This window comes from Pseudomonas brassicacearum, assembly GCF_003732225.1.
GTDB classification, from domain to species: Bacteria; Pseudomonadota; Gammaproteobacteria; order Pseudomonadales; family Pseudomonadaceae; genus Aquipseudomonas; species Aquipseudomonas brassicacearum_E.
Genome location: NZ_MOBJ01000006.1, coordinates 382,209 through 407,892, shown reverse-complemented (window position 1 = coordinate 407,892; position 25,684 = coordinate 382,209). Strand labels below are relative to the sequence as shown.

Annotated in this window: 20 protein-coding genes, 1 tRNA gene and 2 riboswitches; of the genes, 4 read left to right on the top strand and 17 right to left on the bottom strand. The window is 60.0% G+C overall.

Annotated features, from left to right (window positions below; translation table 11 throughout):
* Positions 1 to 152 precede the first annotated feature (152 nt).
* From BK659_RS08600 to BK659_RS08565, 8 genes are all read right to left on the bottom strand, one after another.
* Entirely contained in the window at positions 153 to 1,163 is a 1,011-nt protein-coding gene (locus BK659_RS08600; protein WP_123424648.1) for a YeiH family protein, read from the bottom strand.
* Positions 1,160 to 1,486: a Rieske (2Fe-2S) protein gene (locus tag BK659_RS08595; RefSeq protein WP_123424647.1), complete on the bottom strand. Its 327-nt coding sequence runs from the start codon at positions 1,484 to 1,486 to the stop codon at positions 1,160 to 1,162. The genes BK659_RS08600 and BK659_RS08595 overlap by 4 nt, the downstream gene beginning before the upstream one ends.
* Positions 1,483 to 2,148, bottom strand: a complete 666-nt coding sequence (locus BK659_RS08590) for a DsbA family oxidoreductase (RefSeq protein WP_123424646.1) — start codon at positions 2,146 to 2,148, stop codon at positions 1,483 to 1,485. Before BK659_RS08590 ends, BK659_RS08595 begins: the two co-directional genes overlap by 4 nt.
* Positions 2,145 to 3,476: an MFS transporter gene (locus BK659_RS08585; protein WP_123424645.1), complete on the bottom strand. Its 1,332-nt coding sequence runs from the start codon at positions 3,474 to 3,476 to the stop codon at positions 2,145 to 2,147. Before BK659_RS08585 ends, BK659_RS08590 begins: the two co-directional genes overlap by 4 nt.
* 93 nt (positions 3,477 to 3,569) lie before the next feature.
* On the bottom strand, positions 3,570 to 4,622 hold the full coding sequence (locus BK659_RS08580) for a beta-keto acid cleavage family enzyme (protein ID WP_123424644.1): 1,053 nt from the start codon (positions 4,620 to 4,622) through the stop codon (positions 3,570 to 3,572).
* 92 nt (positions 4,623 to 4,714) lie between these two features.
* Positions 4,715 to 5,563 (bottom strand): TauD/TfdA dioxygenase family protein, encoded by an 849-nt coding sequence (locus BK659_RS08575; protein WP_123424643.1) that lies wholly within the window; start codon positions 5,561 to 5,563, stop codon positions 4,715 to 4,717.
* Between the two features lie 14 nt (positions 5,564 to 5,577).
* Complete coding sequence (locus BK659_RS08570; RefSeq protein ID WP_123424642.1) at positions 5,578 to 6,558, bottom strand: quinone oxidoreductase family protein; 981 nt, start codon at positions 6,556 to 6,558, stop codon at positions 5,578 to 5,580.
* A gap of 198 nt (positions 6,559 to 6,756) precedes the next feature.
* Positions 6,757 to 7,740, bottom strand: coding sequence for a GlxA family transcriptional regulator (locus tag BK659_RS08565; RefSeq protein ID WP_185015295.1), 984 nt, complete (start codon positions 7,738 to 7,740; stop codon positions 6,757 to 6,759).
* 269 nt (positions 7,741 to 8,009) lie between these two features.
* Between BK659_RS08565 and BK659_RS08560 the strand changes: the two genes are divergently transcribed.
* Complete coding sequence (locus BK659_RS08560) at positions 8,010 to 8,669, top strand: MliC family protein (RefSeq protein WP_123424640.1); 660 nt, start codon at positions 8,010 to 8,012, stop codon at positions 8,667 to 8,669.
* A gap of 29 nt (positions 8,670 to 8,698) precedes the next feature.
* On the opposite strand, the gene BK659_RS08555 is transcribed toward BK659_RS08560, so the two are convergent.
* Positions 8,699 to 9,706, bottom strand: coding sequence for a sodium:calcium antiporter (locus BK659_RS08555; protein ID WP_259740224.1), 1,008 nt, complete (start codon positions 9,704 to 9,706; stop codon positions 8,699 to 8,701).
* Between the two features lie 10 nt (positions 9,707 to 9,716).
* Positions 9,717 to 9,883: riboswitch (yybP-ykoY riboswitch) on the bottom strand.
* A 375-nt stretch (positions 9,884 to 10,258) separates the two neighbouring features.
* A riboswitch (M-box (ykoK) riboswitch) is annotated at positions 10,259 to 10,433 on the top strand.
* Between the two features lie 145 nt (positions 10,434 to 10,578).
* On the opposite strand from BK659_RS08555, the gene BK659_RS08550 reads away from it, so the two are divergent.
* On the top strand, positions 10,579 to 11,529 hold the full coding sequence (locus tag BK659_RS08550) for a magnesium transporter (protein ID WP_221178145.1): 951 nt from the start codon (positions 10,579 to 10,581) through the stop codon (positions 11,527 to 11,529).
* Positions 11,530 to 11,551: 22 nt separating this feature from the next.
* Here the strand turns inward: BK659_RS08550 and BK659_RS08545 are convergent.
* The 8 genes from BK659_RS08545 to BK659_RS08505 all read right to left on the bottom strand — a co-directional run bounded on the left by BK659_RS08545 (position 11,552) and on the right by BK659_RS08505 (position 21,980).
* Positions 11,552 to 11,647, bottom strand: a tRNA-Sec gene (locus tag BK659_RS08545).
* A gap of 6 nt (positions 11,648 to 11,653) precedes the next feature.
* Entirely contained in the window at positions 11,654 to 13,573 is a 1,920-nt protein-coding gene (selB, locus tag BK659_RS08540; RefSeq protein WP_123424638.1) for a selenocysteine-specific translation elongation factor, read from the bottom strand.
* Entirely contained in the window at positions 13,570 to 14,994 is a 1,425-nt protein-coding gene (selA, locus tag BK659_RS08535) for an L-seryl-tRNA(Sec) selenium transferase (RefSeq protein ID WP_123424637.1), read from the bottom strand. Before selA ends, selB begins: the two co-directional genes overlap by 4 nt.
* A gap of 220 nt (positions 14,995 to 15,214) precedes the next feature.
* A complete protein-coding gene (fdhE, locus tag BK659_RS08530; protein WP_123424636.1) occupies positions 15,215 to 16,141 on the bottom strand; it encodes a formate dehydrogenase accessory protein FdhE in 927 nt (308 codons plus the stop codon).
* Between the two features lie 4 nt (positions 16,142 to 16,145).
* Positions 16,146 to 16,799 carry a formate dehydrogenase subunit gamma gene (locus BK659_RS08525; protein ID WP_123424635.1) on the bottom strand — a complete coding sequence of 218 codons (654 nt, stop codon included), beginning with the start codon at positions 16,797 to 16,799 and terminating at the stop codon, positions 16,146 to 16,148.
* Positions 16,796 to 17,746, bottom strand: coding sequence for a formate dehydrogenase subunit beta (fdxH, locus tag BK659_RS08520; protein ID WP_123424634.1), 951 nt, complete (start codon positions 17,744 to 17,746; stop codon positions 16,796 to 16,798). Before fdxH ends, BK659_RS08525 begins: the two co-directional genes overlap by 4 nt.
* Positions 17,746 to 20,811 (bottom strand): formate dehydrogenase-N subunit alpha, encoded by a 3,066-nt coding sequence (gene fdnG, locus BK659_RS08515; protein ID WP_148050423.1) that lies wholly within the window; start codon positions 20,809 to 20,811, stop codon positions 17,746 to 17,748. The genes fdxH and fdnG overlap by 1 nt, the downstream gene beginning before the upstream one ends.
* Positions 20,812 to 21,014: 203 nt before the next feature.
* Positions 21,015 to 21,980 (bottom strand): isopenicillin N synthase family dioxygenase, encoded by a 966-nt coding sequence (locus BK659_RS08505; RefSeq protein ID WP_123424631.1) that lies wholly within the window; start codon positions 21,978 to 21,980, stop codon positions 21,015 to 21,017.
* Positions 21,981 to 22,398: 418 nt separating this feature from the next.
* On the opposite strand from BK659_RS08505, the gene hutH reads away from it, so the two are divergent.
* Both hutH and BK659_RS08490 read left to right on the top strand, forming a co-directional pair.
* Positions 22,399 to 23,928: a histidine ammonia-lyase gene (hutH, locus tag BK659_RS08495; RefSeq protein ID WP_123424629.1), complete on the top strand. Its 1,530-nt coding sequence runs from the start codon at positions 22,399 to 22,401 to the stop codon at positions 23,926 to 23,928.
* A gap of 252 nt (positions 23,929 to 24,180) precedes the next feature.
* Positions 24,181 to 25,557 carry an FAD-binding oxidoreductase gene (locus BK659_RS08490; protein ID WP_123424628.1) on the top strand — a complete coding sequence of 459 codons (1,377 nt, stop codon included), beginning with the start codon at positions 24,181 to 24,183 and terminating at the stop codon, positions 25,555 to 25,557.
* Positions 25,558 to 25,684 lie beyond the last annotated feature (127 nt).

Below are 25,684 nucleotides of genomic sequence, written 5' to 3'. Positions count from 1 at the left end.
GCCTGCGTTCGGCTGCGTAGCAGTCGTAAAAACTGAGTGCGCGGTTTTCCTGAAGCACCCTATCGTTTGAATTCACGACCGCTGCGCGGCCGAACGCAGGCTTCGCCAGCTGCTACAAAAAGGTTTGCCGCAGCCAGTATTTCTTAACGGGCTTAGAAGCCCCAGTGCAGCAACAACAGCACCAGCACAGCAAGGAACACCGTCTCCCCTACCATCAGCAGGATGGGCTTGATGCCGACTGCGGCCAGCTCCTTGAGCTGAGTCTTCATCCCCAAGGCGCTGATGGAAACCACCAGGCACCAGCGCGACAGTTCGTTGACCGAGCCCTGTACCACTGGAGCGACCCAGCCGGTGCTGTTGATACAGGCCAGAATCAGAAAACCGACGGCGAACCACGGTAGCAGCGGCGGTCGTTTGCCCGCCGTATCGGCGCCCTGCATACGGGTGATCAGGGTGGCGCAGAGGATCACCGGCAGCAGCATGGCGACCCGCATCAGCTTGACCACCGTGGCTATGTCACCGGTCTCGGTCGACAGGCTGTAACCGGCACCGACCACCTGAGCGACATCGTGGATGGTGCCGCCGAGGAACATCCCTGCCATTTGGGGTGACAACGACAGCCAGTTGGCAATCATCGGATACAGGATCATCGCCGTGGTCGACAGTGCCGACACCCCAATGACGGTGAACAGCGTGGCACGCTCTTTCTGCGGATGATTGGGTAACGCCGCCGCTAGCGCCAGTGCAGCCGAGGCGCCACAGATCGCGGTTGCCCCGCCGGTGAGCATGCCGAACAAACGCTGAAAACCCAGCGCCTTGGCCGCGACCACCGAAACGCCAATCGTCACCACCACCAGAATCACCACCAAGGCCACTGGCTTCCAGCCAAGAGCGGCAATCTGCTCCAGTGTGATGCGCATGCTCAGCAGCGCCACGCCAATACGCAACACGGTGCGGGCGGTGAACTCGATGCCGGCCTTGCACGCGCCGTCACTGGCCAGGAAGTTGAGCGCCATGCCCAGCAGCAAGGCGAACAGCATCACCGGCGCACCATAATGCTCGGACAGAAAGGAGGCTGCCGCCGCCACAATCAGACTGACGATGAAACCCGGCGCCAATTCGCGCGTTCGGCTATGGACACGGGTGAGAGCGATGGTGCTCATGGCACGGACTCCTCAGAAACAATGACGATGAATGCCTGGCCGTCGACGACCTCGACCGGGTAGTTGGCGACTTTGAGTTGGGTTGAATTGAGCAAGTAGCCGCTGCGCAGATCGAAGCGCAGGCCATGGGCGCAGCATTGAATCACCCGCCCCTCAAGGCGCCCGCCACACAGCGAGGCGCCCTGATGTGGGCAATCGTCGTCGATGGCAAACAGATCGCCCTCGACGTTGAACAACGCCAGGCTTTTGCCCTCGAACTCAACCAGCGCACGGCCTCCCGCCCGCGGGAGTTTTCCGGCAGGCACGGGTACACGCCGGCTCATGCCGGTAGCCGCGCGCGATGGCTATCGAGCAAGGCTTCGCCCATTGCGCCAAGCAGTTCCTCGGCAGGCTGCGCGCCTACCACCGTCAGGCGACGGTCGAATTGAAAACACGGCACACCGCTGCCAGCTCCTGCCTCGTTGCCGACGTAAGGATCGCCGTCACCTTGCAGAACGGAGGCCATGGCATCAGCGTCGAAGCCACACGCCTGGGCGATGGCGATCAAGGTCTCATGACAACCCAGGTCCTCGCCGTACTGGAAGTAGGCAGCGAACAGACGTTCAAGCAAGACATCACGCTGTGCCGTACTGCCCAGCACAGCGGCACGCTCCAGCAAGCGATGGGCATCAGCGGTATTGGGCATGGTGGCGATGCGGCTCAGGTCGATGGGCACCCCCACCGCCATCGCGGCTTGCTGCACCTGAGCCTGGCGCAGACTCACCGCTTCGGCACTGCCCAGGCGCTTGCGATAAAACTCGGCAAAGGGCTCGCCCTGTACCGGCAGTTGCGGCAACAACTGCACCCCGTGCCACACCGTGGTGATTTGCACATCCGGTTGCTGGATGCGCAGCAAATCCTGCGCACGTTCCAGTTGGCGCTTACCGATCAGGCACCTCGGGCAGATGAAATCGAAGAACACATCAATACGTAAACGACCACTCACACCTTCACCTCCAACACGGCTTCGCTCACCGACTCGTTGACACGCTCTCCCGCAAGGCGGGCGATATCTTTGTGGTAATGACACTTGGCATAAAAGAACACCGCCGCTGCCGCGATGCTGACCAGTGGCACCCATTGAAAAGCAGCATGCAAGCCGATGAGGTCGGACACCTTGCCGGTGATGAACGGCCCCGGGGCCAACCCAAGCATGTTGTTGGCCAGGGTCAGCGTGGCGAAGGCAGTGCCGTGGACTGAATAATGAGTCAGGTTGGCAACCATCGCTCCGGCAGGTCCGGTGGTGCCGGCGGCAATCAGCATTCCCAGACAGATCAGCACCAGTTGCGCTGGCCCCGCCGGCAAGGCGAACGCCGCCGACAGCAGCAGGCAACTGCCCAGGCAAAACGCGATGGCCAGAGCGACCTTGCGTTCCGGTGAGTCGCGACACATGCGGTCGCTGAGCATGCCGCACAGAATCATTCCCGCTCCGCTGCACAGCACGATGATCGCCGCGACACCGCCCGCCTTGTCTGTACCCATGTCGTAATAACGATTGAGGTAGCTGGGCATCCACACAATCACGGTGCCGCCAACGAACAGTTGCAAGCCACTGCCGATATAGGCCGCGACCACTGAACGGCTGGAACACAGCGTGCGTAATGGGCGCTTGACCGCTGCAACGGCCTTGTTTGCGGTGAGGGCTGCGCGTTGGGGGGCGATGCGCGCCTCCTTGACGATGATCGGGTAAAGCACGGCCAGTAGCAGGCCGAACAGCGCCATGCCAGCGAACGACCAGCGCCAACCCAACTTGGCGGCGATTACACCGCCTAACGCCATGCCCAATACTGAACCGAACATGCCGCCCGCCATGAAGGCGCTGGCCAGGGTTGCGCGCATATGTTTGGGAAAGACCGAAATCACTACCGCGATGCCAACGCTGCCGTAGGCCGCTTCGCCGACACCCACCATGAAGCGGGCAATAAACAGCTGCTGGTAGTCCTGCGCCAAGGCGCAGCCCAGTGTGGCCAGACTCCACAGCAGTGCCATCAGTGCCAGACTTTTTACTCGTCCGAAGCGATCCGCCATCAATGACAGAGGGAATGTCAGCAGGCCAACCATCAAGGCGACAATGCCACTGAGCAACCCGAGCTGGCCGTCGCTCAGTGCCCACTCGCCCTTGAGCATCGGGAATACCGCGTTCAGCACCTGACGCGACATGTAATCGGAAATCAACAGGCCGAACGTCAGTGCGAAGACGATCCAGGCATATTTGCGCGCAATACCGACACCACTGGCGTCGTCATCGTCTGCGGCGATTGGGTGAAAGGCCATGCAGCCTCCTCGAAACATTGTTGTATTTATTGTTATCGAGCGTGTTGCAATGCAGCGAACGAGAGGCCGTCGACCTCCCGCCCTCGCTGTCGATCAGTCGCGTTGCGGCACACCTTTCTGGCCAGCCTTGCGGTTGGGGGCCATGCCGTTGGCCAACAGGGTTTCATCGATACTCTGGTACTGCACACCGATGCGGTAAATTTCACGGGCTTCTTTACCGGTGGCGATTGCGCGACCCAATTCATGGGCTACGCGCACGGTTTGCTCGATCTGCTGCACCGAGCTGAAACGCTCACCTTTGTGATCGATAATCGTGTCTTCAATGCCCACCCGTGGATGCATCCCCATGGCCATTGCCATGACATTGAACGGCAGCACGTTCTTCAGCAGCGATTCGGCGGTCAGGGTACAGCCGTCCGGAGCGCGGTGGACAAAGTTGAAGAAGTTGAACGGATTGGGGCCATCGAAACCGCCGCCGATGCCGATCCAGGTCAGGTTCAACGGTCCCATGTACACGCCTTTGCGCACCAGGCGCTCAAGGGTTTCCATGGCATGCATGCCGGTCAGCTGGAAATGCGGCTGCACACCCGCCGCCATCAGCCGACGCAGATGCTCCGCGACCCAGGCCGGGCCCGCCGGCACGGTCATCTCGCTGTAGGCAGCCTGATAGGCCGGGTTAGCCAGGGAAGTGCCTTCCAGGTATTCCGGATAGAGCAGCTCCATGATGTTCATCTGGGTGGTGTTGATCGCCACCGTGACCTGATCGGGTTTTGGCGTCAGCTCGGCCAGCATGTGGCGCGTATCGTCAGACAGCCACTTGGCGGCTTCGCCATCGCTTTCGGGGGCGAAGGAAATCGAACCACCGACCTGGATGATCATGTCCGGCACGGCCTCACGCACACCGGCAATCAACTCATTGAATTTGGACAGACGCTTGGAACCCTTGCCGTCCAGTTCGCGCACATGCAGGTGCAGTACGGTAGCCCCGGCTTCATAGCAATCGACCGCTTTCTGTACTTGCTCATCCATGGTCAACGGGATGTCTTCGGGAAAGTCTTCCGGCATCCACTCAGGGCCATACGGGGCCACGGTGATGACCACCTTTTCCATGTTTTCCGGGTGCAGGGAATCGTCGAAGAATTGCATGAGTTACTCCTATTATTATGGTTGTCCGCCCACATGGGGTCGTGCCGGGTAAGCCTGTATGCAGGTGCGAGTGCGAATGCAGTTGCGGTCGATCAGTAAGTCTTGTCGCCGATGATCCCGGCACGCTCCATCTTGCGATGGCACGGCGGGTAATCCATGACGGCGTAGTGCTGGGTACTGCGGTTGTCCCAGATAGCGATGCTGTTGGGTTTCCAGCGCCAGCGCACCTGATACTCGGGGATATAGGCCTGGCTGATCAGGTAGCGCAGCAGCTCACTCGCGCCAGGGTTGGCGTCCTGGCCAAAACGTACCCGCTCGGGGGTGTGGTAGTTACTCAAGTGGGTGGTAAAGGCATTGACGAACAGTACCTTTTCAGCGGTTTCCGGATGGGTGCGCACCACCGGGTGCTCGGCATCCGGGTACATCGCCTTGAGTGCCAGACGCTTTTCGATCGGCATGGCGGCACCAAAACTTGCTTCGATACTGTGGCGGGCGCGCAGGTCGGCAATCTTCGATTTCACGTCATCCGGCAAGCGTGCGTAGGCTTCCACCATGTTGGCCCACATGGTGTCGCCGCCCACGGGCGGGCATTCCACGCAACGCAGCACACAGCCCATCGGCGGTGCTTCGCGCCAGGTAGCATCGGTGTGCCAGGCATTTTCGTAGCGGTCAATCGGCTGATCCGGACTCTTGTAGATGCGCACCAGGCCCGGATGATCCGGATCGCTGCCAGCCACCGGATGATCCTCCAGCTCGCCGAAACGGCGGGCGAATGCCACATGCTCGGCGCGAGTGATGTCCTGATCACGCAGGAACACCACCCGATGCTTGAGTAGCTGAGCACGAATCTCGGCAAAAAGACCATTGTCGTGGATCGCGTCGGCGAGGTTCACGCCGAGCAGTTCCGCGCCAATGCTGCAGGTCAATTGTTCGACTTTCATGGCAGGCGACTCCCTTAAATGACGAAAATCGATGAACCCGTGGTCTTGCGTGATTCCAGGTCGCGATGGGCCTGCACGGCATCTTGCAACGCATAGTGCTGGTTGATCTCGATCTTGATCCGACCGCTGCCGACGAGGCCAAACAACTCGTCCGCCAGAGCAGTTTTTTCCAGCGGGTCGGCGATGTAATCGGCCAAGGCCGGGCGGGTCATGAACAGCGAGCCTTTCATCGCCAGCAGTACCGGATCGAAAGCCGGGATCGGGCCGGACGCCGTGCCGACGCAGACCATCAGGCCGCGGCGCTTGAGCGAATCCAGGGAGCCCATGAAGGTGTTCTTGCCGACACTGTCGAACACCACGTTGACACCGACGCCGTCCGTCAATTCGCGAACGCGCTGGGCGACGTCTTCATGGCTGTAATTGATGACATGATCGCAGCCATGGGCCTGGGCGATTTCGCCCTTGAGCTCGGTGGACACGGTGCCGATGACAGTCAGGCCGAGCAGCTTGGCCCACTGCGAAACGATCAGGCCCACACCACCGGCGGCGGCGTGCAGCAGAATACTGTCGCCCGCCTTGAAATCGTAAATGCGCCGCATCAGGTACGCCGACGTCAGGCCGCGCATGGTCATGGCCGCGGCCGTCTCGAAACTGATGGTTTCCGGCAGCTTGATCAGCGGCGCGGCCGGAATCAGACGCTCAGTGCTATAGGCACCCAATGTATTGAGAAATCCGGTGTAGGTGACGCGATCACCCACTTGTACGTTGGTTACCCCCTCGCCGATTGCCTGGACCACACCGGAGGCCTCAACCCCCATGCCGTTAGGCATCGGGATCGGGTAGGTGCCATTGCGAAAATAGGTGTCGGCATAGTTCAGGCCGACCGCCACATGACGAAGACGGACCTGGCCTGGACCGGGTTCGCCGACTTCGACCTCTTCATAACGAAGAACGTCGGGACCACCGGTTTCGTAGAAGCGTACGGCGTTGGCCATGTTTTCTTATTCTCCATTCTGCAAGGTTGGCGTGCTGCGTCGATTTGCGCTGATTGGACTGTAGGACGCAGTCTGGCGGGCCGCTTCTCATCAGACGACAATGGCTTTTCATTTCGTGACAGCTACCCGCTTGCAGATTCGCAAACAGATTCTCAGCGGAAGAATTCAAGGGGGCGTACGCAGACTCGAAAAAAGTTTTTATTTGACGAGTCGCGTTTCCTTGGAGGGCCTGTATCCAAAGTACGAGCTATAGCACTTGCTGAAGTGACTGGGGGATACAAAGCCACAAGCAACCAACACGTCTACCTGGGATAGCTCTGTGTGCTGGAGCAGTCGGCGCGCCTCGGTGATACGCAGTTCCATGTAATACCGTTGCGGCGTCGTTCCCAGTTGTTCCTTGAACAAGCGTTCGAGTTGTCTGCGTGAACGGCCAGCGTAGACCGCCAACTGCTCCAATTCCAAAGGCTCTTCGAGGTTGGCATCCATCAGCTTCACCACCTCGCGTAATGGTGCGCTCACACAGATATTTTCAGCCGGTTTTATACGCCGATAACGAGACTCCTCGAAAGCCAGGATGTCCTCAATACCCTCGACGAGCGCTTTACCGTGTAATCCCTTGATCCAGTCCAGCGCCATGTGGAATGCCCCAGAGGGACTGGAAGCAGTAAGCCGGTCTCTATCAATGATATAGGGCTCACTGCTGACCTGCGTCGCCTTGCAGAACTCCGCAAGTGCGGGGCGATGTTCGGGGTGGATGGCGCAACGGTAACCGTCAAGCAATCCTGCCCTGCCCAGGAACCATGCGCCATTCCACAACCCGGCCAGACTGACACCGAGGTCTGCGGCAGCTCTCAGCACATGGATGAGCTCGTCCGTTGCCTTGAGTTCTGTCCTGTAGCCGCCGCAAATGACCAGCAGATCGACGTTTTGAATGGCTGAAGAATCGATGCGTGCATCCGGCCGAATGACCAGGCCCAGATCGCTGACAACTTCCCCGTCATTCAAGCCGAACGTTCGGGAAGAGAACAACCCGGGCCGTAGAAGATTCGCAGTGACAATCGTATCCAGTGCCTGGGTAAACGCAGGCAGCGAAAAATGCTCGAGCAGCAGGAATCCTGTCCGAGCCATTTGAGGCATCTCGCTGGGGTTTTCATTCAGATAGCGAAGATTCTTGCCCTTCATACCTCCGCTAAATTGGCGTCGTTCGATCAATGTTTGATCCACTCGGTTACGTTAACGACACTGTCGTTTGGTGCGTTGATAAAGCGTCATGCTAACCGCCGGAGTATAAAGTGTACTACGGGCTGAAACCCGGCCGCCGCCAGCCGGTGTGGCAGGTTTTGAGCACTGACTTACACTGCGATACACCCAATGCAAATGAATGACTGTTCAACAGATCGATAGGTCCCACGGCAATCCGGGCATCACGTAATGATCTGGGTGAAGCCAACATGAAAACGCTCACGACCCTTTTCACCTGTCTGCTCGCTGCCAGCCTGTGCGCGGCGACGAGCACCTGTGCAAATGCTGCGCCCCCTTCGCCACTCTTCAAGACCAGCTTCGACTGTGCCAAGGCAAGTGCATCCGTCGAAAAGCTTATCTGTCGCGATCCGCAACTGGCGCAGATGGATATCGAACTGACGCGTCTTTATCGCCTGGCGCTCACGGATGAACATTCAGTATCGCGTCCAGACAAAGTCATGATCGACCAGCAGTTCTGGATCGAGGCCCGCAATCAGTGTGCCTCCACGCCTGCGCCCAAGGCGTGCACGATCCGAAGTTATGCCGAGCGCGCGCACCAGCTACGCCAAGGCTCGGCAATTGTGAGAACCAAGGATCCAGACAGACTCACCGAAGGCCCCCTGGTTTTTCGTTGTACCGGGATTAACGCGCTGATTGCTGCCACGTTCTTTAGCACGCAGCCTGGTGTGGTGTACCTGAAATGGGCAAACAGCTCGATCACCCTGAGCCAGGTGCAGAGTGATTCGGGAACCCACTACACAGGCAAAGATTACCAGGGGAACTACAGCTTCTGGCAAAACGCCGATGTGATCCTTTTCCAGAAGCCCGGCTCAGGGGAAATGAGTTGTACGGCCGAGCCGGCCAGCTGATTTCTCTGGCGCAGGTACGGTATACACATTTAGGTCAGATCAAGAACCTTCACCAGGACTGCAAAGAGGACATATAGCAAAGCCATCGATGCCAACAGCCAGCGCGAGATGATGCCCTTTCGGAAAGCCAGGAACATGATGCCCACACCTAGCAGAGTGATGACCCCCGCCAAAACCAGCGACTTGTCCAGCGCCCAAGGCGTAAAGAACAAACCGAATGCAGTGGGCACTGTGGCTTGAATCATCATGGCGCCACTGATGTTGGCCAAGGCCAGCCGGTGCTTGCCCTGCCGAATCCAGATGATGGCATTCAGCGTCTCGGGTAACTCGGTAGCAATCGGGCTGAGCAACAGGGCCAACAGTTGAGGGTGAATACCCAGCATTGGACCCAGGGCATCGAGCTGTCCAACAAAGAAGTGCGAAGCAGCAAAGATAACCGCCAAGGCGATAAGCGTTTGAGTCACGGCAGCCGACGTCGACGGAGTCGCTTGGCCTGGCGACAGCTTCAGGGGTTCAAGCTCATGCTCTTCTTCATCCTGCTCAGCACGCATTTCCTTCCAGAAATACGCTGCATAGGCCGCCAGGAAAAGAACACCGAGCCAAGGTTTGTATACGAATACGACAAGACCGAGCGCGATCTTCGCCACAAAGATCGCGAGGAACCATCCTTGATCACGGCTGAGTCGTTTGAAGTCCTGACGGATCGCCTCGGTATTCGCCAAGCGCTGACGACACAGCAAGAGCGTCACACCGACTACCGCATAGGCGATCGTAGCCAGGACCAGAGGACCGCCGAGTGCAGCGCCGACACCGAGGGACTTCTGCTCTGGCGTGTCGCCAAACACAACGGCAATGAACGTGATCACACTTTCGGGTAACGCCGTACCGAAGGCCGCCAGAATGGAGCCCGTGGCCTGCTGCCCGACCGCAAGTTTGCGACCGACCCACTCGACGCCATTGACGAAGTATTCACAAGCCAGATAGATGACAACCGCGGAGCCCAACAGCAACGCAAACGTCATGGGCATTGAATGCATGAGGAAACCTGAGGGGCCGGACACAAGAGCCAATGGTTCAGACACCCGCGTCCGACCCACAGACAGGTATCTTCACCAATGGTCTTGCCAAGTCATACGACCGGTCACGCCATGGCTTGCGAGCCAAGTATGTTGACGTGACCCCTTCCGGAAACGAAGGCGGCTACTCCCCAAGGGAACGGCGATCCTAAAGATGAAGTACACATGCGTCAACGGCTTAGTTGCGAGTCTTCAAACTCAAGACCTTATTACTTTGTTGCAGGCTCATATATAGCTAGAGCAGGCGGAACTTTAAGCGCTCGATACAAGCATTTGTAACATTCCATGTCTCAAAAGCGCTTCGGCAGCAATTTCTGAATGAACGCTGAACACTATCCATCGAGCGGGTTACAGCAAAAGCAATCTCTCTTACTCTTGTTCCGGAAGTAAGCCGTTGGGGATTACCCAACAGTCTTGCGTGGTAATTTTTATATTTGGAGGTAATCAAAAAACAGTGTGTTGACACCGGCGATGCCCGATTCCAGATCGGCCCCGCCTGGTTTATTTAATGTTGCAGTATCTCGTTCGGCGAGGCTCCTGTACAAACACAGGTCACTGATCTGACGACGTCGAGAGACGCCCAAGGTTAAGACAGGCTCTATCGGATTAAGGTTTAGCCCAAGTGACTTCCGGCCGGAGTGGCCCGGATACGTTGTACAGTGCCAAAACTTAGACGTGGAGATCGCTTTCTGCACTCTCTTCTCTGGTTTACGCCCCTATGTGAGAACTGTTTGTGGTCAAAACAGCTACGGGGACTACCTCAAATGTCAATGGCAAGCGCTACCCCTTCCACGTTCAAGGACATCCGGCTGAAAGACACAGTGGTGTCTTATATGAGCCCTCTGCTCATCACCGTGACCGGCAGCATGACGGTCAGCCAGGCCAGGGAACATCTGCTCAAGCAACTGCCGGACGATGATATTCCGGCGCACATCTTTGTCACTGATCCGAATAGCGCTGTGCATGGCCAACTGTCGGTCAAGAAACTGCTCACCGAAAAAATCACGGACCTTTGCGTTCGCGAACTGATGATGCCTATCCGCTTTTCGGTTTCACCGAATCAACTGCGGCGCGACATCGTGCCGGAGCTGATCGAGAAAGGCGTGGACATCGTCCCCGTCGTCAGCGAAGGCCGGCTGCTGGGTGTGTTGTATGAGAAAGAAATCGCGGCGCTGATTCAAGACGAAGGCACCGACGATGCCCAACGCCAGGGCGCCAGCCTGCCGCTGGAAACGCCCTATCTCAGCACCAGCCCGTGGAGTTTGTGGAAAAAACGCTTGCCTTGGCTACTGCTGCTGTTCCTCGCTGAAGCCTACACCAGCACCATTTTGCAAGTATTCGAAGAGCAGCTCGAAGCCGCTATCGCCCTGGCCTTCTTCATTCCCTTGCTGATCGGCACTGGCGGCAACAGCGGCACGCAGATCACCTCCACCCTGGTGCGGGCCATGGCCTTGGGCGAAGTCAGCCTGCGAAATGTCGGCACGGTTTTGCGCAAGGAAGTGACCACCTCCTTCATGATCGCGCTGGCGATCGGCATCGTGGCCTGGATCCGGGCGTGGATGCTGGGGGTGGGATCGGAAATCGCCATGGTGGTCTGCCTGACGCTGGTCGCCATCACCATCTGGAGCGCCATCGTCTCATCCATCATCCCGATGCTGTTAAGAAAGATGCGCATTGATCCGGCAGTGGTCTCGGCCCCCTTCATCGCTACTTTTATCGACGGTACCGGCCTGGTCATCTATTTCAACATTGCCAAACTGGTGATGACTGACCTGCCGGTTTAAGTCGAAACCACCCTCTGTTAAATGGCGGAAGGCAGCGGGAGTCGAACCTGCCCGGGAACGGCTGCCGCCCCCAACCGGGTTTGAAGCCCGGCCGCGCCACCGGACGCGATTGCCTTCCTTGAAGTCAGTCCTCGGTTCGCTGTGCCAGAGCATTCTCCGCACGGATGCGACGCTGGTCGCCAAACCGCCGGGTCAAGCCGATCCGGTCGAAAAACTCAAGTATCTGGATACTGCGCTTGCGGCCGATCCCTACCTTGTCTCGAAACGCCGCCGTCTGAATCAGCGGATTGTCGGCGACCAGTTGCAACAGCATAGCTGCCAATTCGCGCACCGAAGCGTCGAGGTAAAACAGGTCACGGACAACTTGATGAACCAGCCCTGATCTCGCCAGCTTGCGTAGCAGCAAGCGCACGGCAGCTTCATCACATCCAACGGCGCTGGCCAGGTTGCGCACCCAGGGTGGATCGAAGCCAGCCTGTTCGAACAGCGGCTGCAAGCGTTGCCACAGGGCCTCGTCTTCTTCGCTCAGTCGAGCCTGGTGTTCGGGTAAATGCAGCCATGGTCCACTGGCGGCAATGGCGCCGCTGGACAGCAGTTCGTCGAGCAGAGCGATGAAGGTCGGTCGGTCCAGCGGCGTGGCTGCGAACCGGCGCAAGCGATCCCGGTCTGGCCCCAACTCGTCCGGTTCAAGTTGATGAAAGCGCGCCAGTTGCTCCAGCAACGAAACTTTCAGCGTCTCCCAACGTGCAGTGTTGAACAATAACGGACCTTGGCGCGTAGCAATGACACGAACATCTGCCGGCAACTGCCAGGTGCTGCGCAGGCGATTGAACTGGCGTTCCAGGCGCAAGGGGTCGAGCCCGGCGTCACTGTTGGCAAGCAGTTCTGGCAGTGTTTGCTCCAGACTTTCGCTGGCGGCCAGGGCTTGCAACTGCATCAGTCTGGTCGGACTGCGGCGCTGGCGTGCCGGTGCAAACGGGTCGAGCACCCGCCCGCCGCCGAGGGTGCGCCGCGCGCTCTGGTCGCGCAAAACCAGATGGTCGCCATGCACCGCCTGCAACGGCGTGTTCAGCAACAGTTGCGCGAACATCCGCTCACCCGGTTCCAGGTGTGTGCCCTCCAGTAATGCGACCCGGGCGGTGACGTCCTGAGTGCCCAGATGCACGTGCACCGGGCTGAAATGCTCGAAGGCGCGTGGTTCACTGGCCAGCAACTGCATCTCGATGTCCAGGCGCTGCGTGGGCGCGAACAGCCACTCGGCCAGTAACCAGTCACCCCGGTGAATTTGTTCCAGGGCCAGGCGCTCGGCACTCAGGTTCAACGCCACCCGCTGCCCGGCCCAGGCCTCGACGACGACGTGGTTCTGCGCATGCAAACTCCGCACTCGCACAAGCTTGCCTGTCCGACCCAACAGGAGTGTATCGCCCACCTTGACCTGCCCGGCCAACGCTGTGCCGGTAACCACAATACCGGCGCCGGTTACGCTGAAAGCGCGGTCGATTGCCAGACGGAATCCCCCACTGGCGCTACGCTGGCGGACCTCACACTGGGCGGCCAGCAATGCTAGGCGCAGGGCTTCAATGCCCTCCCCGGTAAGGCTCGACACGGCGAACTGCGGCGCACCGTTATACGACCCTGACGCCAGCAACGCGGCGACCTGGGCGTGTACCGACTGCACTCGGTCGGGCTCGACCCGGTCACATTTGCTGATCACGACCAGCAACTGGGGGATGCCCAGTAGCTCGACGATTGCCAAATGCTCGCGGGTCTGGGGCATGACCCCGTCATCGGCAGCCACTACCAGCAGCACCAGGTCGATGCCTTGAGCGCCAGCGAGCATGTTGTGGATGAAACGCTCGTGACCGGGCACGTCGATAAAACCGGTCATTTCCGCCCCGGGTTTCAGCGGTGCATAAAGGAAGTCCAGGTCGATGGTGATGCCACGTTCGCGTTCTTCCCGGCGCCGGTCACCGGCCTGCCCCGTCAGGGCTGCGAGCAACGCTGTTTTTCCATGGTCGATGTGTCCGGCGGTGCCGACGATCACCTTGCCTCCCCCACCCCTTGCAGCAGGTCCAGTTGAGCGAGCCAGGTCGCTTCGTCGTCCAGTTGGCGCAGGTCCAGCCACAGGGCATCGTCGTCGATACGACCGATCACCGGAATGGGCAAGGCGCGCAACGCCGCTTCCAGACCATGCAATTGCCGTCCCCGCATACGTTTGGATACCAGCGGGCGCAGGCATAAGGCAGCGCTTGGCAACCGAGCCACCGGTTGGCTGCCGCTGCCGATCATCCCCAGTGCAGGCAACGCGGCCACCCCCCAGCCGTCGCCCAACACGTGCGCCAGCAGCGGACGCAGACGTTCGGCCTGAACCAGGATATCGGCTTGCGGGCGGGTCAGCAGACGCAGACTGGGCAGACGTTCGGCCAATCGGTTAGGGTCGCGGTACAGCCCCAGCACCGCTTCGAGGGCCGCCAGGGTCAGTTTGTCGACGCGCAAGGCCCGTTTGAGCGGGTTCTTCTTTATCCGGGCGATCAGGTCCTTGCGACCGACGATCAATCCCGCCTGGGGACCACCCAGCAACTTGTCGCCGCTGAAGGTGACGATATCCGCCCCGTCGGCCAGCGCCTGGCGTACTGTCGGTTCGGCGGGCAGGCCCCAGCGAGTCAGGTCCAGCAGACTGCCGCTGCCCAAATCTTCAAGCAATGGCAGTCCATGCCGGTGGGCCAGTTGCGCCAGTTCGGCGGTCGGCACCTGGGCCGTAAAGCCCTGAATGCTGTAATTGCTGGTGTGTACGCGCATCAACAAACCACTGCGAGTGCCAATGGCGGCTTCGTAGTCTCGGGCATGGGTGCGGTTGGTGGTGCCGACTTCGTGCAGCTTGACCCCGGCCCGAACCATGATGTCAGGGATGCGGAATGCACCGCCGATTTCGATCAGTTCGCCACGGGAGATGATGCCCTCTTTGCGCGCACCCAGGCTGTTGAGCGCGAGCAACACGGCAGCGGCATTGTTGTTGACCACCGTTACCGCCTCGGCACCGGTCAGCTCGCGTACCAGGCCTTCGATCAGATCATCGCGATCACCGCGCTTGCCACTTTCCAGATCGAATTCCAGATTAAGTGGATAGCGGGCAGCCTGTTGCACTGCCTCGATCGCTTCCTCCGGTAACAGTGCCCGACCGAGGTTGGTATGCAGCACCGTGCCGGTGAGGTTGAACACTCGCCGTACCCGACTGCGGTGCTGGTTTTCCAGGCGCTCGCCGGCCCTCCCCGCCAATACCTGAGCCGTGAGTTCAATGGCGTCAAGCTGGCCCAGTTGAACCGGTTCGCGCAGGTCATCAAGCAACTGGCGCAGGGTGACGAGCAAGGCCTCGCGGCCATAGCGTTCGGCCAGCGGTTGGCAGGCGGGGCTGCGTAGCAGGCTGTCGATTGAGGGCAAACGCGATGGGGCCTTGGCAGACAACATAGAAATTTCCACCGTCTGTACAGGCCTTGAGTGTAGATGCCGTCTTGCTCCTCGTGAGGCAAGCGCTGATGTTGGGGCAAATAGTGGCCCCTGTAGCAGCTGCCGAAGGCTGCGTTCGCTCGCGAAGCGGGCGCAGAATTCGTGATTGCATGAAAGTCCTGCGGACTTTGACGCAGCCTGGCGGCAGCTGCTACAGGGGTTACGGTATGCGTACCGGCGATCAATCTCCCCCAGGCGTCAGCATCAGGTTCGGCGCCAGACGCTGGTAGCCTTCCAGGTCCAGGCGCATGTCCAGCGTCAAGCTCGCCAGGTCCGCCGAGAGTGCTTCGGCTTCAGCGTCATTTTCCAGGTAGAGCAGTTTCAGGTAGCGGTTGCAGCCGGGGCAGATTTCAGCCCGCAGCGGTGCCTGGTCGGCCGTATGGCGGTCATCCTCGAAGCTGACGTATTTGAGCCCTTTGCTCTGCTCGCAGTAGACGCATTTGACCCGCACCACATGCCATTCGCAGGCACACAGCGAACACACCAGATAACGCAGCCCGTTGTATTTGCCCCGCTGGTGAATCACCCCGGCCATGGCCGGTGAACCGCAAGCCGGGCATTGGCCGAGGCTGGTGCAAGGCTTCAATTCGCCAGTCGGCATGCTGAGTAACCATTGGCTCCAGGCCGCCTGCAAGGCCGCGCCGAGAAACGGCACCAGTGCCGCCGGCAGCCCCGCGTACTGGCCGCTGAGCAAGGCAATCGCCCAGACTTTGCGTTGCCCGACACTGGCGTTGTGCAAGGTTGCCACGGCATTTTTCACGGCAGAGCGTGGCGGTGCCTGGTAACGCCGCAGCAAGGTTTCCAGATACGGCAGCCAGCCGCCCTCGCGCACCAGACTGTCGGCGGCCAGCGGTGGCAAGCCGTGTTCCTGGCACAACAACAGGCGTTCGTGGGCTGGGGCAGGAGTTAGCGGCGGTTCGTCCAACAGACTCTGCTGGAGGTGGCACAGACTGGCGACCAGATGCAGGTAGTCGGCGAGTGGATGCCCATTGGCCAATCGCTCCAGGCGCATCGCGCGCAAGGTGAACAGGTTGTGCGGCGGCAGACGCAGGAACGGCGGCGTGCTCGCCGACGCTTCGATCTGGCCGGGCTCAAGTATCAGGCTCAAGGCATCATCCTTTTTTGCTGATCGGGCGGTCGGGTGGCTCGTCGCGCGTCACCTCGCGGTACCAGAGCGCATGGTGTTTTTTCGCCCAGGCGCGGCTGACCCAGCCATGCAACATCGCGCTGACCGAGCCCTTGATCCAGATGCCGGCATAGATGTGCACGATGATGCTCAACACCAGCACGAAAGCCGCCAGGGCATGCAACAGCATCGCCAGGCGAATCGAGGTGATACCGAAGTATTGGCTGAAATAGACCCGCCAGATCACCACTCCGCTAAACAGCAGCACCAGCATGCAGGCCAGCAGGGTCCAGAACAGCAGCTTCTGCCCGGGGTTGTATTTGCCGATCGGCGGCACGCCCTCCTCCTCGTTACGTATCACCCGGTCGATCCGTTTGAGCCACAGGCGGTCGTTGGCAATGAAAAAATTGGCCCGCCAGAAGCGGATCACCAGCCCGAGGAAAAACACGAACATCAGCACGCCCATGAAAGGATGCAGGATGCGCGTCCAGGGCCCGCCGCCGAATAGCTGGCTGAGCCAGAACAGCGACGGGTGGAACAGTGCCAGCCCCGACAGGGCCGCCATCAAGAACAGAATCGCCACCAACCAGTGGTTGGTGCGTTCGTTGGCGCTGTAGCGCTGGATCGTTTTGTCGTTCATGGTCGTTTTCCCTCCGGCGATCCAGGCGTGTTCGGGTCATAGACATGCACGGTCGGGTCGACCTCATGCACGCTGAGGTCCTTGCCGGGCGGGTGTTCGTCTTCCTCGACGCGCTGCGGGCCGATGCGCACGTAATGGAAGAAGCCCGCCAGCACCGCGGCTCCCATGGCCAACAACGCCAGGGGTTTGCTCACGCCTTTCCACAGCCCTACCAATGGGCTGATGACCGGCTGATTCGGCAAGCCGGCGTACAACGAAGGCTGGTCGGCGTGGTGCAGGACGTACATCACGTGGGTGCCGCCGACTCCGGCGGGGTCGTAGAGACCGGCGTTGTCGAAGCCCCGTGACTTGAGGTCAACGATACGTTCGGCGGCATGCTCTTTCATGTCCTCCTTGCTGCCGAACACGATGGCTCCGGTCGGGCAGGTCTTGACGCAGGCCGGTTCCAGCCCTACCGCCACGCGGTCCGAGCACAGCGTGCACTTGTAGGCCTTGTGGTCTTTCTGCGAAATACGTGGAATGTTGAAGGGGCAGCCGGTGATGCAATAGCCGCAGCCGATGCAATGGTCCTGATCGAAGTCGACGATGCCATTGGCGTGCTTGATGATTGCCCCCGGACTTGGGCACGCCGCGAGGCAGCCAGGTTCGGCGCAATGCATACAGCCATCCTTGCGGATCAACCATTCGAGGTTGCCGGTGTCGGTTTCGTGCTCGGTGAAACGCATCAGCGTCCAGGTCTCGGCGCTGAGGTCCTGAGGGTTGTCGTAGGTTCCATGGTTGTGACCGACCTCGTCGCGTAATTCATTCCATTCCGAACAGGCCACCTGACAGGCCTTGCAACCGATGCATTTGGTGGTGTCGATCAGCTTGGCGACTTCCTCCTGTTGACGTACCGAGGGCGGCAAGGTGGTGGTGGCCGAACGGGCAATGATGTCTTGGTTGGCCATCAGATTTTCTCCACATTGACCAGGAATGACTTGGATTCCGGGGTCTGTGTATTGCCGTCACCGAGAAACGGCACCAGGGTGTTTGTCAGGTAGCCATGCCGGGTTGCCCCGGTGAAGCCCCAGTGCAATGGGATGCCAATCTGGTGCACGGTCTGGTTGTTGACCTGCAGTGGACGGATCCGTTTGGTCACCACCGCCACCGCCTCGATATGCCCACGCTTGGAGCTGACCCGCACCCGGTCACCTGCGGCAATGCCCTTCTCCTTGGCCAACGCTTCACCAATCTCGACGAACTGCTCGGGCTGGGTCACGGCATTGATCGGGCAATGCTTGGTCCAGAAGTGGAAGTGCTCGGTCAGACGGTAGCTGGTGGCGGCATAGGGGAAGTCCTTCGCCGTCCCCAGCGAATCCCAAACGGAATCGAAGATGCGTCCGGCCGGGTTGCTGGTCGCCTTCTTGTTGCCGGGGTGCAGCGGGTTGATGCCGATGGGGGTTTCGAACGGTTCGTAATGCTCCGGAAATGGCCCTTCGTTCATCTTGTCGAGGGCGAAGAAACGCGCCACCCCTTCGGGGTTCATGATGAACGGGTTCATGCCGGCTTCCGGCGGCACATCGGCTTTGTAGTCGGGCACGTCGGTGCCGCCCCAGGCCTTGCCATTCCACCACACCAGGCGCTTTTTCGGATCCCAGGGCTGGCCCTTCGGGTCGGCCGAGGCGCGGTTGTAGAGAATGCGCCGGTTCATCGGCCAGGCCCACGCCCATCCCAGGTTCTGCTTCATCCCGAAGGGGTCGCTGTTGTCGCGGCGAGCCATCTGGTTGCCCTGCTCGGTCCAGCTGCCGCAGAAAATCCAGCAGCCCGACGCCGTGCTGCCATCGTCCTTGAGTTGGGCGAAACCGGACAACTGCTGCCCGGCCTTAAGCGTCGTTCCCGTGGCGTCGGTGACATCGGCAATCGCGTAGCCGTTGAACTCTTTGGCGATCTCTTCCGGCGTCGGATCATCGGGCACCTTGTAGGGCCAACTGAGCTTGAGAATAGGCTCGGCGAAGGCACCGCCGTTGGCCTGGTAGCGCTGACGCAAACGGATGAACAGTTCGCTCATGATCTTGATGTCGGTGCGTGCTTGCCCCGGGCCGTCGGCGCCCTTCCAGTGCCATTGCAGCCAGCGGCCGCTATTGACCAGTGAGCCGTCCTCTTCGGCGAAGCAAGTGGTGGGCAGGCGGATGACTTCGGTCTGGATGCTGGCCGTTTCGACATCGTTGTAAGGCCCGACATTGCGCCAGAACTCCGAGGTCTCGGTGGCTAGCGGGTCCATCACCACCAGCCATTTGAGTTTGGCCAGCGCGGCCATCACGCGGTTCTTGTCGGGCAACGCGGCGATGGGATTGAAGCCCTGACAGACGTAACCGTTGACCTGCCCGTTGGACATCATGTCGAACACTTTCAATATGTCGTAGCCGGGGATGTCGAGCTTGGGCAGCCAGTCGTAGCCCCAGTGGTTGTCGGCGGTGGCGTTGGCGCCGTACCAGGCCTTCATCAGGCTGACATGGAACTTGCCGTAGTTCTGCCAGTAGGACAGCTGTCCGGGCCGAAGTGGTTTGAGCGCACGCTTGGCGATGTAGGTGTCGTAGTCCTGCTCGGCGTCGCCCGGCAGGGTCAGGTAGCCGGGCAGCAGGTTCGACAGCAACCCAAGGTCGGTCAGGCCCTGGATGTTGGAGTGCCCGCGCAGCGCATTGACGCCCCCGCCCGGCATACCGACGTTGCCTAGCAGCAACTGCACCATGGCCGCGCTGCGAATCATCTGCGAGCCGGTCGAATGCTGGGTCCAGCCCAATGCATAGAGGATCGTCATGGTCTTGCCCGGTTGCGAGCAGGTGGCGATCTCTTCCCAGATTTTCTGCATGGCGTCTTGCGGCATGCCGCAGATCTGGCTGGTCAGCTCCAGGGTGTAGCGGCTGTAGTGCTGCTTCATCAGTTGGTAGACGCAACGCGGGTGTAACAGGGACGGATCGACTTTGGCGAAACCGTCCTCGCCGATTTCATAGCCCCAACTGGATTTGTCGCTGTAGGTGCGCTTGGTCGCATCGTAGCCGGTAAACAGCCCGTCCTCGAAGCCGAAGCCTTCCTTGACGATGAACGACACGTCCGTATAGGCATGCACATACTCGTGCTGGATTTTGTTTTCAGTGAGCAAATAGTTGATCAGACCGCCCATGAAGGCGATGTCGGTGCCGGTGCGGATCGGTGCGTAATAGTCGGCCACCGAGGCGGTACGGGTGAAGCGCGGATCGATCACGATCAGCCGCGCCTGGTTGTGCGCTTTGGCTTCGGTCACCCATTTAAAACCACAGGGGTGGGCTTCGGCGGCATTACCGCCCATGACCAGAACCAGATTCGCGTTGGCGATATCGGTCCAGTGGTTGGTCATCGCACCTCGGCCATACGTTGGGGCAAGACTTGCCACCGTCGGGCCATGTCAGACACGTGCCTGGTTATCGAACCCCAGCATGCCCAGACTGCGAACGACCTTGTGAGTCATGTAACCGGCTTCGTTGGAGGACGCCGAGGCGGCGAGAAAACCCACCGAAAGCCAACGGTTGACCGTCTGGCCCAGGGCGTTCTTCTCGATGAAATTGGCGTCGCGATCGGCCTTCATCAGGTCAGCGATGCGATCCAGCGCTTCATCCCAGGAGACCCGCGTCCATTCTTTGCTGCCCGGCTTGCGCACCTGCGGATAGTGCAGCCGGCTGGGGCTATGGACGAAGTCCAGCAGGCCTGCGCCTTTGGGGCACAGCGTGCCGCGATTGACCGGGTGGTCGGCGTCCCCTTCGATGTGAATGATGCTCTGGGTGACGTTCTTGGCCGCATCGCCCTGGCTATACATGATCAAGCCGCAACCCACCGAACAGTAGGGGCAGGTATTGCGGGTTTCACGGGTATGGGCCAGCTTGAAGTGGCGTACTTGTTCGGCGAAGGCAGGCGCCGGGGCCATGCCCAGCGCAGCCAGACTGGAGCCTCCAAGGCCGATAGCGGCGACCTTGAAGAACTGACGACGGTTGAGGTCCATCGTGCACTCCTGATCAGGTTAAGTTACCCGGAGTTTGGCCGGAAAATCCTGGACGATCACGGTGGCTGCGATACGGCCACACATAGTTGAAACTTTAGTCAAGATTTCAAGGGATGTAACGAAACCCGATCGTCGGCGGGGCATGCGCCCTGCTCCGCTTACTTCCTTGGGTGGCCGGTCAATTCAGATGCCCAATGGCCCGGTCACTGGTTTTTTTTGCGATAGGCCATCGAATCGTCGATACGTTTAAGAATGTAGTCGCCCGCAGCCACCGGCGGGTACAGGCTGAGTGCCGGGTCGATACCCAAATCACAGGGATCGACTCTGGCGTTATAGGTCGGGTCGTAGAATGTCGCGATGGAGTAGCGCTCATGGCCTGAAGAGTTGATCACCCGGTGCAGGGTCGAACGAAAACGATTGTTTGACCAATGTGCCAACAGGTCTCCGACGTTCACTACAAGACTGCCCGGAATCGGCGTGGCCTCGATCCAGCGATTGGAGCCCAGTTCGCGCACCTGCAAACCACCGCTGTTGTCTTGATAGAGCAAGGTGATGCAGCCGTAATCGGTGTGAGGGGCCACACCGAACTGGTCAGCTTCTGCCTGCGGCGGTTGTGGCGGGTAATAGACCATCTGCGTGCGCTGCAGGGGTTTGGTGTATTTATCCGCGAAGAAATCTTCTTCGATACCCAACCCCACCGCCACCACCCTCAGCAGGTCCGCCCCAGCCTTGCCGATTTCCGCATAGTACTCAGTCAATGCCTCACGCAGCTGCGGCATGAATGCCGGCCACTGGTTCGGTCCACGCAGAGCCTCACCGGCGAGGACGCAAGGATCATCCTCCGCCAGCTCCAGCCCCATACTGAAGAACTCCTTGTGATCGGGCTTGGTCGCTTCATACATGGTCGCCCCACCCAGCGCATGCCAGCCTCGATGGCGCTTGTTCACCGCGACCTGACGTTTGACCTCGACCGGATAGGCAAAGAACTGCCCGGCAGCCGACATGGCTTTGTCGATCACCGTTTGCGGCACGCCGTGGTTGATGATGTAGAAGAACCCGGTTTCGCTACAGGCTTTTCGAATGGCGTCACCGGCACGACGAATACTCGCCTGATCACCTTCGCGGACACCGGACATATCGATCAAGGGCAGATTGGCGCTAGAGGTCATGTTCATTCCTGGGTGCATCGTGCATGCAAGGGTGGGATGAAGGGTTTCGTCAGTAAACTGTAAACCGGTATATACAGGTTAAAGCACTTACTGTGCCGCTCCGCCAGGCAATCACCGGCAAGCCTCAGACCAAAGCGAACATCCCTTTTTGATAACGGTACAAAACCGCCAGCGAGCTGTTACCTACCGGTTTCCATTCGCCCCAGCCGGGTGCAGAGAGCCCCCACTTGGTGCAACCTTTGGTGACAGGCCTGAAAAAAAAAGGCGCCCGCGATTGCCTCTTCGTCTTGGGTAAACAGCGTCTGGAATGCTGGTTGGCGAGCGAATTCGAAATTATGGCCTGCATATTGCTCTACCTGTATATACAGGAACATATAGCTGCCCTATTTCCCGCCACCCTGACCTCAGGACACTCTCTATGTACGCACCGCTGCAGCTCAAACCCGGCCAACTCTCGCTCGATCAACTGCGCGCCATTTACCAGTTGCAAAGCCCTTTCGAACTGGACCCGACCGCTCGCGACGTGGTCAACGCCAGTACTCGTACGGTAGACGAAATTATCGCCAACCAGCGCACGGTGTACGGCATCAACACCGGGTTCGGCCTGCTGGCACGGACCTCCATTCCCACCGAATCACTGGCCAGGCTGCAGCGCAACCTGCTGCTGTCGCACTGCACTGGCACCGGCCCATTGCTGGATGACGCCAGTGTCGGCCTGATCATGGCGCTCAAGGTCGGCTCCCTTGCCCGTGGTTTTTCCGGGATACGCTGGGAAGTCATTCAGGCCCTGAGCAAGCTTTATGCCGCCAGGGTTTATCCCTGCATACCGTCGCAAGGGTCGGTCGGCGCTTCGGGCGATCTGGCGCCGTTGGCGCATATGTCCGCGGTGCTGATCGGTGTCGGCCGGGTGCGTCATGAAGGGCGTGAAATGGATGCCGTCGAAGGCCTGGCGATTGCCGGCCTGGAACCGCTGGTACTGGGCCCGAAGGAAGGTCTGGCGCTGATCAACGGCACCCAGGTTTCGACGGCGCTGGCCTTGCGTGGTCTGTTTGCCTGCGAAAAACTGTTCAGCGCTGCGGTGGTCGCTGGCAGCCTGAGCGTTGAAGCGTTGAAAGGCTCGGACGTGCCGTTTGACCCACGGATCCAGGCAGTTCGCGGACAACCGGGGCAAATCGACGTGGCATCGTTCTACCGTGAACTGTTGGCCACCAGCGAGATTCGCGAATCCCATCGTGACTGCGACCGGGTGCAGGACCCTTACTCGCTGCGCTGCCAGCCTCAGGTCATGGGCGCCTGCCTTGACCACATGCGCTTCGCTGCCGGGGTGTTTCTGCGTGAAGCCAACGCCGTCTCGGATAACCCGCTGGTGTTCTGCGCCGACGGCGACGTGCTCTCCGGCGGTAACTTCCACGCCGAACCGGTCGCCATGGCCGCCGATGTGCTGGCCCTGGCCATTTCAGAAATCGGTGCGCTGTCAGAGCGCAGGATCGCCCAACTGGTTGATCCGGCACTGTCGGGCCTGCCGGCCTTTTTGGTGCGCGAAGGCGGCCTGAACTCCGGTTTCATGATCGCTCAGGTCACCGCTGCCGCTCTCGCATCAGAGAACAAGACCCTCGCGCATCCAGCGTCGGTGGATAGCCTGCCGACTTCGGCCAATCAGGAAGACCACGTCTCGATGGCGACCTTTGCGGCACGTCGTTTGCTGGACATGGCCGGTAACAGCAGCGCAGTCGTCGCCATCGAACTGCTGGGCGCCGCTCAAGGCGTGGACTTGCATGCGCCTTTGCAGACCTCGGAAAAACTCGGCGAAGTGCTGACGATGATTCGCCGCGAAGTCGCGCATTACGATGAAGACCGCTATTTCGCACCCGACATCGCTGCTGCACGGGCCTGGGTCGAAAACGCAGCGTTCACTCGCTGGTTGCCTGTCGAACGCCTGTACGCCTGATCCTGATCTGTACACCTGAGCCGAACCCGTTCGCCGCGGCGCTGCTGCGCTGCTGCGCTGCTGCGGCGAACACTGATTCTTCCGTAGCCGAGGGGAAATGCTATGCGCCGCTTTTTTTTCAGACCCCGATTATCGTCGAGCACAGAGCTCGCTACCGATGCGGTTTTGCTTGGGCGCGCTACTTTGTATGGAGTGTCGACCGTCACCCGTTGAGCGCGACGCCTACCACCACCTTCACCGTGAGTTGAACCGATGAACGATCTGCAACAGACCCTCGAACAGTTGCGCCAGGCACTGGGCGATGCCGCGGTACTAACGGGCGCCGATATCAGTCAACGGCACTACAGCGACTGGACTGGCCATGCGCCGGCCTGCCCTGCCGCGCTGTTGCTGCCGCGTACCACGGAGCAGGTCGCGAGCGCCTTGCGGATCTGCAATGACGCACAGCAATCGGTGGTTCCCCAAGGCGGGATGACCGGGCTGGCCGGTGGCGCAGTGCCTCGTGAAACAGACATTGCCCTGTCCCTCGAGCGCCTGCGCGGCATCGAAGAAATCGACCCGGCGGCGGCGACCATCAGCGTCTGGGCCGGCACTACTCTTGAGGAAATCCAGCAGGCGGTTGTCGATGCGGGCTTTGTATTCCCGCTGGACCTCGGCGCCCGTGGCTCGTGCCAGATTGGCGGCAACATCGCCACCAATGCCGGCGGCAATGCCGTGATTCGCTACGGCATGACCCGTGATCTGGTACTCGGGCTGGAGGTGGTCCTGGCCGATGGCCGGGTCCTCAATCTGCTCAACAAGATGATCAAGAACAACTGCGGTTATGACCTGAAACAGTGCTTCATCGGCAGCGAAGGCACCCTTGGGGTGATCACCCGTGCGGTATTGAAACTGGCGCCGACACCCGGCGAAACCACCACCCTGCTCTGCGCCCTGCCCGATTACGCCAGCGCGGTCAGCCTGCTGCGGCGGGTGCAGCGCAGTGTTGGTACTCCGCAGGCGTATGAGCTGATGTGGCAGGACTTCTTCCGCCTGGGAGTCAGTTGGCTGGAAAACACCGCCGCGCCGATCTCGCTGGATTACCCGTTGTATGTCTTGCTCGAGTCCGCCAGCTCTCGGGAGTCTCTTGAGCAGACGCTGGAAGAGGCCTTTGGCGCCGGTGAAGTGGTTGATGCAGTCCTCGCCAGCTCCGAGACCCAGGCCCGCGCGCTCTGGAAGATCCGTGAAGCGACCGGCGAATTCCCCCTGCGCATGACCCCGTTGAACTTCGACGTCAGCCTGCCCATCGGCCTGATCGGCGACTTTGCCGAACGCTGTCGCCAGCGCCTTGAGCAACGCTGGCCGGGCAACCACAGCGTGTACTTCGGCCACATCGGTGACAGCAACCTGCACCTGACCGTCGACTGCGCCTCCTTGCCCCAGCCCGCGCCCATCCTTGAAGTCGAGGAGCTGGTCTATAGCGCTGTCGGCGAACTGGGCGGCTCGGTCTCGGCCGAACATGGCATCGGCCTGCTCAAGCGCGAATTTCTCCATCACTCGGTCAGCCTTGAAGCTCGCCAGGCGATGCAGCAACTGAAGGATTGCTTCGACCCCAAAGGCATTCTCAATCCGGGGAAAATCCTCGGCTGAATTCGAATTGAAGCTGTATATACCGCATTGGCACGTTAACTGCTGCAGCGGTCATGAATCACCTGCAACACATAACTAGATCCAACACACACCATAAGCCTCGCTGCACCTGATGAAGGAGTTACAC